This is a genomic window from Streptomyces sp. NPDC104814 (assembly GCF_055583185.1).
The window spans coordinates 54,629-66,345 of sequence record NZ_JBVJOL010000012.1 but is presented as its reverse complement, the minus strand read 5'-3'; the positions used below and the strand labels follow the sequence as shown (position 1 = coordinate 66,345).

Sequence of the window (11,717 nt, the reverse complement as noted above, 5' to 3'; positions counted from 1 at the left end):
GGCCCGGGACGATGAGGTGGGGTAACCATGAACGCGCCGTACGACGGTGACCGCGGCCAGGCCGTGGGCGGCTCGGGCCACCCCGAGGGCCCGCCGCCGGAGAACGGCCCGGTACCGCCGCAGCACCCCGCGGACATGTACCTCCAGGACGCCTACGAACAGGACCCCTACCGCGGGCAGGACCTCGCCGCGCAGGACCCGGTCGCCGAGGCGCTCTACGACCGTGCCGCGCACCCGCCGCCCCCGCCGGGCACCTTCCCGCCGCCGCAGCAGCTGTACGCGCAGCCGCAGCAGTCGCCGTACGCCCCGGACCCGCACGTGTGGGCGCAGACGCCCGCGCCGGAGCCGGACGGCCCGACGCAGTACCTGCCGTTCGGCGACGACCCCCGCACCACCCAGTACGTCGGGGTGGACGACCTGGTCAGCCAGGCCGGCGAGGGGCGCCACGAGCCGGACGCCTTCGCCCATCTCTTCCGCGACCAGCAGCAGAGCGCCGGCCACCCGTCCTACGAGCACCAGCCGTCGGTGCCGGGCCCGGCGGCCGCGCCGGGGACCGGCCAGGGGACCGCGGGTCCGCACCAGGCGCCGCCCGCGCCCAGCGCCGAGCAGACGCTCCATCTGGGCGTCACCCCTGCCGCGCCCGTCGCCGCGGACGCCTCGGCCGACGTGGAGGCCACTGCGGCCGTGCCCGCCGCGCCCGCCGCACCGGCGAAGAAGGGCGGCCGCGCCGCAGGTCTGCTGAAGTCGAGCGCCGTGATGGCGGCGGGCACGATGGTCTCCCGCCTGACGGGCTTCGTCCGCTCCGCGCTGATCGCGTCGGCGCTGGGCATCGGTGTCCTCGGTGACACCTTCCAGGTCGCCTACCAGCTGCCGACGATGATCTACATCCTGACCGTCGGCGGCGGTCTGAACTCCGTCTTCGTGCCGCAGCTGGTGCGCTCCATGAAGGAGGACGAGGACGGCGGCGAGTCCTACGCCAACCGGCTGCTGACCCTGGTCATGGTGGCGCTCGGCCTGCTCACGGTGGCGGCGGTCCTCGCGGCGCCCCTGCTGATCCGGGTGCTGTCCGACTCGGTCGCCTCCGACCCGGCCTCCAACGAGGTCGGGATCACCTTCGTGCGCTACTTCCTGCCCTCGATCTTCTTCATGGGCATCCACGTCGTGATGGGACAGATCCTCAACGCTCGAGGCAAGTTCGGCGCGATGATGTGGACGCCGGTCCTGAACAACATCGTCATCATCGTGACGCTGGCCATGTTCATCTGGGTCTACGGCACCGCCGAGCACTCCGGCATGAAGGTCACCAACATCCCGCCGGAGGGCCAGCGCCTCCTCGGTGTGGGCGTGCTGCTCGGTCTGGTCGTGCAGGCCCTGGCGATGATCCCCTACCTGCGGGAGACCGGGTTCCGGCTGCGGCTGCGCTTCGACTGGCGCGGCCACGGCCTGGGCAAGGCCGTCACCCTCGCCAAGTGGACCTTCCTCTTCGTCCTCGCCAACCAGGCCGGCGCGCTGGTCGTCTCCCAGCTGTCCACCTCGGCCGGCAAGGCCTCCCCGGTCGACGGCACCGGCTTCGCCGCCTACGCCAACGCCCAGCTGATCTGGGGTCTGCCGCAGGCCATCATCACGGTGTCGCTGATGGCCGCCCTGCTGCCGCGCATCTCCCGCTCGGCGGCCGAGGACGACACGGGCGCCGTCCGGGACGACATCTCGCAGGGCCTGCGCACCACGGCCGTCGCGATCGTGCCCATCGCCTTCGGGTTCCTCGCCCTCGGCATCCCGATGTGCACGCTGATCTTCGGCTCCTCGGGCACCAGCGAGGCCACCAACATGGGCTACATGCTGATGGCCTTCGCCCTCGGCCTGATCCCGTACTCCGTGCAGTACGTCGTCCTGCGCGCCTTCTACGCCTACGAAGACACCCGCACCCCCTTCTACAACACGGTCATCGTGGCCGCCGTCAACGCCGGCGCCTCGGCCCTGTGCTACTTCCTGCTCCCGGCCCGCTGGGCGGTGGTCGGCATGGCCGCCGCGTACGGCCTGGCCTACGCCATCGGTGTCGGGGTCGCCTGGTCCCGGCTGCGCAAGCGCCTCGGCGGCGACCTGGACGGCGCCCAGGTCCTGCGGACCTACGCGCGGCTGTGCATCGCCTCCCTCCCGGCCGCCGCGCTCAGCGGCGCCGCCTGCTACGGCATCGGGCACACGCTCGGCCAGGGCGTGGCCGGCTCCTTCGCGGCCCTGCTGGCCGGCGGAGTCGTCCTGCTCGGCGTCTTCTACGCCGCCGCCCGCCGTATGCGCATCGAGGAACTGAACTCGCTCGTCGGTATGGTGCGCGGACGACTGGGCCGCTGAGAGGGGGTAGGCGCACAACCAACGGACGCCACCGCGTGTCGTGCATAGCGGCGGACTGTGGGCACAATTGGTTTCGGCGTCGGACGGCGCGCTCGTCGTCGCACGGCGCGCAAAAGATGGGGAGGCAGGAACGACGGTGGCGGAACGGAGCACGGCTGCCGTCGACGTGGCAGACAACAGCGACGACGAGTCGCTGACCGCACAGGCGGACCAGTCCACGGCCGACGGGGTGGCCCAGAACCGGGAGCGGGACACGGACATCGACGAGGCACAGGGGAGTGGCGGGACGCCGGAACGTCCCGGGAAGGTCTCACCGCCCGAGCTGCACAGCGGTCACAAACTGGCCAGACGCTACCGGCTCGAGGAATGCGTCACCCGTCTGGACGGATTCAGCAGTTGGCGCGCGGTCGACGAGAAACTGCGCCGCGCCGTCGGCATCCATGTCCTGCCGGCCGACCACGCGCGGGCCCGCTCCGTGCTGGCGGCGGCCCGCTCCTCCGCACTGCTCGGCGACCCCCGCTTCGTGCAGGTTCTGGACGCCGTCGAGGAGAACGACCTCGTCTACGTCGTCCACGAGTGGCTGCCCGACGCCACCGAGATGACCACCCTGCTGTCCGGTGGGCCGCTCGAGCCGCACGACGCCTACCAGATGGTCAGTCAGATCGCCGCCGCCATGGCCGCCGCCCACCGTGAGGGCCTCGCCCATCTGCGTCTGAACCCCAACGCCGTCCTGCGCACCTCCACCGGTCAGTGGCGTATCCGCGGCCTGGCCGTCAACGCCGCGCTGCGCGGGATCAGCTCCGACACCCCGCAGCGCACCGACACCGAGGCGATCGGTGCTCTGCTGTACGCGGCGCTCACCCAGCGCTGGCCGTACGAGAACGACGCCTACGGCCTGTCAGGGCTGCCCAAGGACCTTGGTCTGATCCCGCCCGACCAGGTACGGGCCGGTGTCCACCGCGGCCTGTCCGAGCTCGCCATGCGTGCCCTCGCCAACGACGGCGCCACCGCCTCACGGCACGAGGCTCCCTGCACCACCCCGGAGGAACTGGTCAAGGCGATCGGCGAGATGCCCCGCATCCGCCCGCCGGAGCCCACGTTCACCGCACCGCCCGAGTACCAGCGCACGACGTACCAGCAGGGCTCCTACGGCCGTCCCTCGGCACATCCCGGCGTCACGCAGCCGGTGCCCGCTCCGCCGCCCCCGCTGCAGAGCCGTACCGGCAAGGCACTGAAGTGGGCCGTGTCCGCCCTGCTGATCGCCGCGCTGGGCCTCGGCAGCTGGCAGCTCGCGGACGCCCTGATGGACCGCGGCGGCACGTCCGACCAGACCGACCAGACGCAGACCACGGACGGCAACGGCAAGGGCGACGACCAGACCCGACCGGTCAAGCCGATCGCCATCAAGCACGCCGAGGAGTACGTGGCGGAGGGCTCCCCCCAGGCCCCCGGTGACGTGGACAAGACCTACGACGGTGACAGCTCCACGTACTGGCGCACCAAGCGCTACAACGAGGGACCGGTCCTCGCTCCCTACAAGCCGGGCGTGGGCATCGTCTACGACCTCGGCTCGGAGCAGGAGGTCCAGAGCGCGTCGATAGCGCTCCGGTACCCCGGTGACCACACCACCGTGCACCTGTACGCCACGGATTCCCTGACGCCGTCCACGTCGGTCGACGGCATGAAGGAGATCGGCAAGGCCACCACGAGCGACACCTCGCTCACCGTGAAGGCGTCGAAGTCACTGAAGACGCGGTACGTGCTGTTGTGGATCACGGCGGTGCCCCAGGCGCCCTCGGACGGCTACAGCAGTGCGGGCTGGAAGCAGGCCATCACCGACGTGGAGTTCAAAGGCTGACATCTCACCGAGGGGGGAGGGGGCCGGATGGCGGACGGCAGCGGATACGACGGCGTGAGCGATCAGGATCTACTCACCCGCCATGTGGACGGCGACCCCGACGCCTTCGGTGAGCTCGTGCGGCGACACCGGGACCGGCTGTGGGCGGTGGCCCTGCGGACGCTCGGCGACCGCGAGGAGGCCGCCGACGCGGTGCAGGACGCCCTCGTGTCCGCCTACCGGGCCGCCCACACCTTCCGCGGACAGTCGGCGGTCACGACGTGGCTGCACCGGATCACGGTGAACGCCTGCCTCGACCGCGCCCGCAAGGCGGCCTCCCGCAAGACCTCACCGGTCGACGACACCGAGCGGCTGGAGCAGCTGCTGGAGCCGCACGAATCCGCCTCGGCGCCCGCGGAACGCAACGACCTGCACCGCCAGCTCCTGGAGGCGCTCGGCACCCTGCCGGCCGACCAGCGTGCCGCCCTGGTGCTGGTCGACATGCAGGGGTATCCCGTCGCCGAGGCCGCCCGCATCCTCGATGTGCCGACCGGGACGGTGAAGAGCCGCTGCGCCCGGGGCAGAGCCAGACTGGTTCCGCTGCTCACCCATCTGCGGCCCGAGAACACCTCCGGCAGCGGAAAACCGGACGCGGGACGGAACCGGGTGCACGGGACATCCGTCCCACCGGCAGCGGAATCCGACGACCCGGGTTCCGGTGAGGCAGGACCGAGCGACTCAGCTGCTGTGAAGGGCGGAGGTGGGCGAGCGTGACATCCACGACGGACATGGCCGGGCACCCGGATGTCGCCGAGATCTCCGACCTCGCCGAGGGACTGCTCCCGCCGGCGCGGACCACGGACGTCCGGCGGCATCTGGAGTCCTGCGAGCTGTGCGCGGACGTGTACGCCTCGCTGGAGGAGATCCGGGGGCTGCTCGGCACCCTGCCGGGTCCGCCGCGGATGCCGGCCGATGTCGCGGGCCGCATCGACGCGGCACTCGCCGCCGAAGCCCTGCTGAGCGCGACCACTCCGGAGGAGCACTCCGAGGAGCCGGCGTCTTCCTCGGTCTCGTCTGCGTCCGATGCCTCGGCCTCTTCCGCGGCCGATCCCTCGGGGCCTTCCTCGTCCGATGCCTCGGTCGCCGCTTCGCTCAGCGAGCACGACGCGCATGTTTCACGTGAAACGGCGGCTGTCTCCGATCGCCCCGCCGGCCACGCTCGCACCGTCACCACCGGCCCCGGCCGCAAACAGCGCGCCCGCCGCAGCCGCCGTACGGTCGGGCTGATCGGCGCCGCCTGCGCGGCCGCCGCTGTGGGGCTCGGTGCTCTACTGGTGTCCTCGCTGATGGGCGGCACCTCCGGAACGACGGCACAGCAGCACCGGACGACCGCTGCGGACACCTTCTCCGAGGCCAAGCTGGGGCAGCAGGTCGACCGGCTGCTCGCCCAGCAGCAGAAATCCGCCGACGGCTCGCGCACGCCGCACAGCTTCGGCGCCGACTCCCGGACCGGCACGGAGCGGCCCAGGGTGTTCCGCTCCCAGCCCACCGTCCCCGAGTGCATCCGCCAGGGTCTGGGCCGCGGCGACGCCGCCCTGGGCACCGAGGCCGGCATCTTCCAGGGCAAGGACGCGCTGCTCGTGGTGGTGCCGGATGCAGCCGACGTGAACCGGGTCGACGCCTACCTCATGGACGCCACCTGCGTCGCTCATCCGTCGGCCGGCCCCGCCAAGGTTCTGCTCAAGAACTCGTACACCCGTCCCTGAGCACAGCCCGCCCGTGTGCACCGACACGGCGGGAATGCACGCCCCTTAGGATCCGTTGGGTGGGGTGAGAGTTCTGAACGGGCTCCACCGGCCGTACGACGCAGTCCAGAGACGAGGAATCAAGCCGTGAGCGACGTCCGTAACGTGATCATCATCGGCTCCGGGCCCGCCGGCTACACGGCGGCGCTGTACACCGCGCGCGCGTCGCTGAAGCCCCTGGTGTTCGAGGGCGCCGTGACCGCGGGCGGTGCTCTGATGAACACCACCGAGGTGGAGAACTTCCCGGGCTTCCGCGACGGCATCATGGGCCCCGAGCTCATGGACAACATGCGCGCCCAGGCCGAGCGCTTCGGTGCCGAGCTGATCCCGGACGACATCGTCTCCGTCGACCTGACCGGTGAGATCAAGACCGTCACCGACACCGCGGGCACCGTCCACCAGGCCAAGGCCGTGATCGTCACCACCGGCTCGCAGCACCGCAAGCTGGGCCTGCCGAACGAGGACGCGCTCTCCGGCCGCGGTGTCTCCTGGTGCGCCACCTGTGACGGCTTCTTCTTCAAGGACCAGGACATCGCCGTCATCGGTGGCGGTGACACCGCGATGGAGGAGGCCACCTTCCTCTCGCGGTTCGCCAAGTCCGTGACCATCGTCCACCGCCGCGACACCCTGCGTGCCTCCAAGGCCATGCAGGAGCGCGCCTTCGCCGACCCGAAGATCAAGTTCGTCTGGGACAGCGAGGTGGCCGAGATCCAGGGCGAGCAGAAGCTGTCCGGTCTGAAGCTGCGCAACCTCAAGACCGGCGAGCTCTCGGATCTGCCGGTGACCGGTCTGTTCATCGCGATCGGCCACGACCCTCGCACCGAGCTGTTCAAGGGCCAGCTGGACCTGGACGAGGAGGGCTACCTCAAGGTCGCCGCGCCCTCCACCCGGACGAACCTCACCGGTGTCTTCGGCGCCGGTGATGTGGTCGACCACACCTACCGCCAGGCGATCACCGCGGCCGGCACCGGCTGCTCCGCCGCCCTGGACGCCGAGCGCTTCCTCGCTGCCCTCGCCGACAACGAGCAGCAGGCCGAGCCCGAGAAGACCTCCGTCTGATCCCCCTTCCGCCCCACGCCCCGACCGATTAAGGAGAGCCCGCCGTGGCCGACCTGAAGAACGTGACCGACGACTCCTTCGAGCAGGACGTCCTCAAGAGCGACAAGCCCGTCCTGGTGGACTTCTGGGCCGCCTGGTGCGGTCCGTGCCGCCAGATCGCTCCGTCCCTCGCGGCGATCGCGGCCGAGTACGGCGACAAGATCGAGGTCGTCAAGCTCAACATCGACGAGAACCCGGCGACGGCCGCCAAGTACGGCGTGATGTCCATCCCGACGCTGAACGTCTACCAGAACGGCGATGTCGCCAAGACCATCGTCGGCGCCAAGCCGAAGGCCGCCATCGTGCGCGACCTCCAGGACTTCATCGGCTGACGTTTCACGTGAAACATCAAAGGGCCGGCCCTCAGGGGCCGGCCCTTTTCGCGTCTCCGGGGATCACAGCGGCCGCAGCGCCGGCTCCTTCTGCACCGCGCCCAGCAGCCGGTCCAGCGCCAGCTCCACGTCTTCCTTCCACGACAGCGTGGAGCGCAACTCCAGCCGCAGCCGCGGATGCGCCGGATGCTGGCGGACCGTCTTGAAGCCCACGGCCAGCAGATGGTCGGCGGGGAGTATGCAGGCCGGTTCCTTCCAGCGGGCATCCGCGAACGCCTCGATGGCCTTGAATCCGCGGCGCAGCAGATCCTTGGCGACCGTCTGGACCATCACTCGGCCAAGCCCCTGCCCCTGGTACCCCGGCAGGATGAAGGCGGTGATCAGCTGCACCGCGTCCGGTGAGATCGGGCTGGTGGGAAAGGCCGTCGAGCGGGGAACGTAGGCGGGCGGCGCGTAGAGCACATAGCCCACCGGCTTGTCGTCCACATAGACGACACGGCCGCAGGAGCCCCAGTCGAGCAGGACCGCGGAGATCCAGGCTTCCTTCTCCAGAGCCGGTGTACCGGCCTTTACCGCGGCTTCGCCACTGACGGGATCGAGCTCCCAGAAGACACACGAGCGACAACGCTTGGGAAGGTCCTGAAGGTTGTCCAGCGTGAGCGGTACGAGCCGACGCCCCATGAAGGCTGTTCCTCGCTTTCTTCGCCCGCCGAACCACGGGCGGCCGTCAGAGCACTCCGTTCCCTGAGCAGGCTGCCGACGAATCCGCCGACCGCGCCCAGGCCCAGTCCCGCGCTCACCAGTCCGGCCCGGCTCATCGTCGTTCGCACGGCTCCCTGCCTCCCACTCAAAGGTGCCTGCCAGGTGGATGCGCCATACCCCAACGCATCGTATCCACGATGCGATTCCGTCGATACCGGCAGAAAGCAAAGAGCGAGCCGTGTTCCGGTACACACCGGACACGGCCCGCTCCTGCAGGGCGCTCAGTCGTCGGACTCCTCCGCGCCGTCGTCCTGGAGACCCCTGGACAGCACCGGACCCTCGCCTGGGGCGAGCGTGCCCAGGATCCGCTCGAGGTCTTCCACAGAGGCGAACTCGACAGTGATCTTGCCCTTCTTCTGACCCAGGTCGACCTTCACCCGCGTCTCGAAGCGGTCCGAGAGCCGGCTCGCGAGATCGGACAGCGCCGGGGAGAGCCGGCCGCCGGCCCGCGGCCCCTTGGCCCGCTGAGCCTTCTGCGGCCGGGACCCCATGAGGGTGACGATCTCCTCCACGGACCGCACCGAGAGCCCCTCGGCGACGATGCGGTGGGCCAGCCGATCCTGGTCCTCGAGGTCGTCGACGCCGAGCAGCGCCCGCGCATGACCGGCGGAGAGCACACCCGCGGCCACCATGTTCTGCACCTTGGGCGACAGCTTCAGCAGACGCAGGGTGTTGGAGACCTGCGGGCGGGAACGGCCGATGCGGTCCGCCAGCTGGTCGTGCGTGCAGTTGAAGTCCTTGAGCAGCTGGTCGTAGGCAGCCGCCTCTTCGATCGGGTTCAGCTGGGCCCGGTGCAGGTTCTCCAGCAGCGCGTCCAGAAGGAGCTTCTCGTCCTCTGTGGCCCGCACGATCGCCGGGATGGCGTCCAGTCCCGCTTCACGGCAGGCGCGCCAGCGGCGCTCACCCATGATGAGTTCGTACTGGGCAGGGCCGACCTGCCGGACGACGACCGGCTGAAGGAGACCGACCTCCTTGATGGAGGTGATGAGCTCCGCCAGGGCCTCCTCGTCGAAGACCTTGCGCGGCTGTTCCGGGTTCGGCCGGATGTCGTCGAGGGGGATCTCCGCGAAGTGGGCACCGAGGGGAGGCGCGGGCATCTCCGGAGCGGATGCCGTCGGTTCCTCGGTTTCACGTGAAACAGCGGGAAGCGTGGCCAGCTTGGCGGCAGCCACCCCACGATCGCCCGTCAGCACCGGGACGGACGCGGGGGATGCCGACGCGCCACCTCCCAGGGCCGTCGCGGCAGGTGTCCTCTCGGTCGGGGCAGCAGGAATCAGCGCACCGAGTCCACGTCCCAGCCCCCTCCGTCGGTCGCTCACTGGATGCCCTCCACCATGTTCGGGTTGCTCTGGGCGCCGATATGGGCGTGCGCAGCCTCGTAACTGACGCCGACGCCCTTCAACGCGATCTCTCGTGCCGCCTCAAGATAGGACAGCGCACCGCTCGACCCCGGATCGTAGGTCAGAACCGTCTGCCCATAGCTCGGTGCCTCGGAGATACGGACCGAGCGAGGGATGCTCGTCCGCAGCACCTCGTCACCGAAGTGGGTGCGCACCTCTTCGGCGACCTGGGACGCAAGGCGCGTCCGGCCGTCGTACATGGTGAGCAGGATGGTCGACACATGCAGCGTGGGGTTGAGGTGCCCCCGCACCAGGTCGACGTTGCGCAGCAGCTGGCCCAGGCCTTCCAGTGCGTAGTACTCGCACTGAATCGGGATCAGGACCTCCTGGCCCGCGACGAGCGCGTTGACCGTCAGCAGGCCGAGCGAGGGCGGGCAGTCGATGAGGATGTAGTCCAGCGGCTGCTCATAGGCCTGGATCGCTCGCTGCAGCCGGCTTTCGCGCGCCACGAGCGAGACCAACTCGATTTCCGCACCGGCGAGATCGATGGTGGCGGGGGCGCAGAAGAGGCCCTCGACATCGGGGACCGGCTGCACGACCTCGGCGAGTGGCCTGCTGTCGACCAACACGTCATAGATGGACGGAACGTCGGCGTGGTGGTCGATGCCCAGCGCGGTGGACGCGTTGCCCTGCGGATCGAGGTCGATCACCAGCACCCGGCCGCCGTGCAGTGCCAGCGAGGCAGCGAGGTTGACGGTGGTCGTCGTCTTGCCGACGCCGCCCTTCTGGTTGGCGACCACGATCACACGGGTCTGCTCCGGTCGTGGCAGACCTTCGCCGGCGCGGCCCAGAGCCTCCACCGCCAGTTGGGCAGCACGACCGATCGGAGTGTCGTCCATCGGGGGCGGTGTTTCACGTGAAACATCGTCCCCCATCGACTCAGTACGGGGACCGGGGACCGGATCGGTCATCGGTCCCGCGATGTTGGCGTCGGACCGCAAGGATTCACTCTCCTCGACTTCAGGCTCGCAATGAACAGAGCCTCGCATGTCTTCGGGGTCATCAACCAGTGAGGTCTGGTCTTCTGTGGAGAAATCCACCTCTGTGGACAACTCCGTGCCCCTCACGGGGGACCGGGTCCCGTCGATGGGGGCCCCATCTACGGGGTCTTTGTCGAGTGAACCGAGGGGCTTACGGTCGCGGGGATCGGCCGCAGCGCGGCCCCGACTGATGATGCCGTGCAGCAGTGAGCGACGTTTCACGTGAAACACGATGCACAGCACCGCAGGCCGAACCGGAGCGACACTCCGTCAGGCGTAGGCGGGGCAGCTTGTGTGGAGTACGTCTCGTCGTCGGAGGCGATCAACGCCGCCGGCGCGTCCGGCCCGTCCGAGCGGCCTTCGCACGCTTCGCCGCGAACCGCACTCCACCGGGGCTCTCGCCCACCTCGACCCGCACCACGGTCGACAGGGGATCCACCACGCCCTCACCGACGTGCAGGATCGACGTCTCCACCGCTCCCAGCTTGCTCAGTGCCGTGGCCGCGCTCTTCAGCTCCTCCTCCGCGGTGTCGCCCTTGAGCGCGAGCATCTCGCCGTAGGGGCGCAGCAGCGGAATGCCCCACGTGGCCAGCCGGTCCAGCGGGGCGACCGCACGGGCGGTGACGACATGGACGGGAGGCAGCTTGCCCATGACCTCCTCGGCGCGCCCGCGCACCACGGTCACATGGTCGAGCCCGAGCAGCTCCACGACCTCCTGGAGGAAGTTCGTGCGCCGCAGCAGCGGCTCCAACAGGGTGATCTTGATGTCCTCGCGCACCAGCGCCAGCGGGATGCCGGGCAGACCCGCACCGGAGCCCACGTCGCACACGGTCACGCCCTCGGGGACGACCTCCGAGAGCACCGCGCAGTTGAGCAGGTGCCGCTCCCACAGGCGTGGCACCTCCCGCGGCCCGATGAGCCCACGCTGCACACCGGCCTCGGCGAGGAGCTCGGCGTAGCGGACCGCATCCGTGAAGCGATCACCGAACACGTCGCGCGCCTGCTCGGGCGCAGGGGGGAGCTCCGCTGCCTCCGTCACGGGGACCGTCCTTCCGTACGCATCAGCGCCACCAGCGCCGATCACCAGAACTACAGGCTGACAAAGTCCGGCCCCGCCTGCGCATCAGACGGGGCCGGAGTGACGTACGTATCGA

At 70.0% G+C, this 11,717-nt stretch carries 10 protein-coding genes; 6 read left to right on the top strand and 4 right to left on the bottom strand.

Annotation, left to right across the window (positions count from 1 at the left end; translation table 11 throughout):
- The first annotated feature begins 27 nt into the window (after nt 1–27).
- The 6 genes from murJ to trxA all read left to right on the top strand — a co-directional run bounded on the left by murJ (nt 28) and on the right by trxA (nt 7,421).
- Entirely contained in the window at nt 28–2,349 is a 2,322-nt protein-coding gene (gene murJ, locus ACZ64A_RS31495; protein ID WP_469815237.1) for a murein biosynthesis integral membrane protein MurJ, read from the top strand.
- 136 nt (nt 2,350–2,485) lie between these two features.
- Nucleotides 2,486–4,207, top strand: coding sequence for a protein kinase family protein (locus ACZ64A_RS31490; protein WP_469815235.1), 1,722 nt, complete (start codon nt 2,486–2,488; stop codon nt 4,205–4,207).
- A gap of 27 nt (nt 4,208–4,234) precedes the next feature.
- A complete protein-coding gene (sigM, locus tag ACZ64A_RS31485) occupies nt 4,235–4,960 on the top strand; it encodes an RNA polymerase sigma factor SigM (protein WP_469815233.1) in 726 nt (241 codons plus the stop codon).
- Nucleotides 4,957–5,952, top strand: coding sequence for an anti-sigma factor family protein (locus tag ACZ64A_RS31480; RefSeq protein WP_469815231.1), 996 nt, complete (start codon nt 4,957–4,959; stop codon nt 5,950–5,952). The genes sigM and ACZ64A_RS31480 overlap by 4 nt, the downstream gene beginning before the upstream one ends.
- 126 nt (nt 5,953–6,078) lie before the next feature.
- On the top strand, nt 6,079–7,050 hold the full coding sequence (trxB, locus tag ACZ64A_RS31475; RefSeq protein ID WP_469815229.1) for a thioredoxin-disulfide reductase: 972 nt from the start codon (nt 6,079–6,081) through the stop codon (nt 7,048–7,050).
- 44 nt (nt 7,051–7,094) lie between these two features.
- Complete coding sequence (gene trxA / locus ACZ64A_RS31470) at nt 7,095–7,421, top strand: thioredoxin (RefSeq protein WP_469815227.1); 327 nt, start codon at nt 7,095–7,097, stop codon at nt 7,419–7,421.
- Nucleotides 7,422–7,484: 63 nt separating this feature from the next.
- On the opposite strand, the gene ACZ64A_RS31465 is transcribed toward trxA, so the two are convergent.
- From ACZ64A_RS31465 to rsmG, 4 genes are all read right to left on the bottom strand, one after another.
- Entirely contained in the window at nt 7,485–8,102 is a 618-nt protein-coding gene (locus ACZ64A_RS31465) for a GNAT family N-acetyltransferase (RefSeq protein WP_469815225.1), read from the bottom strand.
- Between the two features lie 302 nt (nt 8,103–8,404).
- The gene (locus ACZ64A_RS31460) at nt 8,405–9,502 is read right to left on the bottom strand and encodes a ParB/RepB/Spo0J family partition protein (RefSeq protein WP_469815223.1); all 1,098 of its coding nucleotides are present in this window, start codon (nt 9,500–9,502) and stop codon (nt 8,405–8,407) included.
- Nucleotides 9,499–10,572: a ParA family protein gene (locus ACZ64A_RS31455; protein ID WP_469815460.1), complete on the bottom strand. Its 1,074-nt coding sequence runs from the start codon at nt 10,570–10,572 to the stop codon at nt 9,499–9,501. Before ACZ64A_RS31455 ends, ACZ64A_RS31460 begins: the two co-directional genes overlap by 4 nt.
- Nucleotides 10,573–10,885: 313 nt before the next feature.
- The gene (gene rsmG, locus ACZ64A_RS31450) at nt 10,886–11,602 is read right to left on the bottom strand and encodes a 16S rRNA (guanine(527)-N(7))-methyltransferase RsmG (RefSeq protein WP_469815221.1); all 717 of its coding nucleotides are present in this window, start codon (nt 11,600–11,602) and stop codon (nt 10,886–10,888) included.
- Between the last annotated feature and the right edge of the window lie 115 nt (nt 11,603–11,717).

What these genes read in the sequence shown, in the direction of transcription:
- ACZ64A_RS31465 (WP_469815225.1), bottom strand. Translation starts at nt 8,102, where the DNA reads ATGGGGCGTCGGCTCGTACCGCTCACGCTGGACAACCTTCAGGACCTT.
- murJ (WP_469815237.1), top strand. Translation starts at nt 28, where the DNA reads ATGAACGCGCCGTACGACGGTGACCGCGGCCAGGCCGTGGGCGGCTCG.
- ACZ64A_RS31455 (WP_469815460.1), bottom strand. Translation starts at nt 10,572, where the DNA reads ATGCGAGGCTCTGTTCATTGCGAGCCTGAAGTCGAGGAGAGTGAATCC.
- sigM (WP_469815233.1), top strand. Translation starts at nt 4,235, where the DNA reads ATGGCGGACGGCAGCGGATACGACGGCGTGAGCGATCAGGATCTACTC.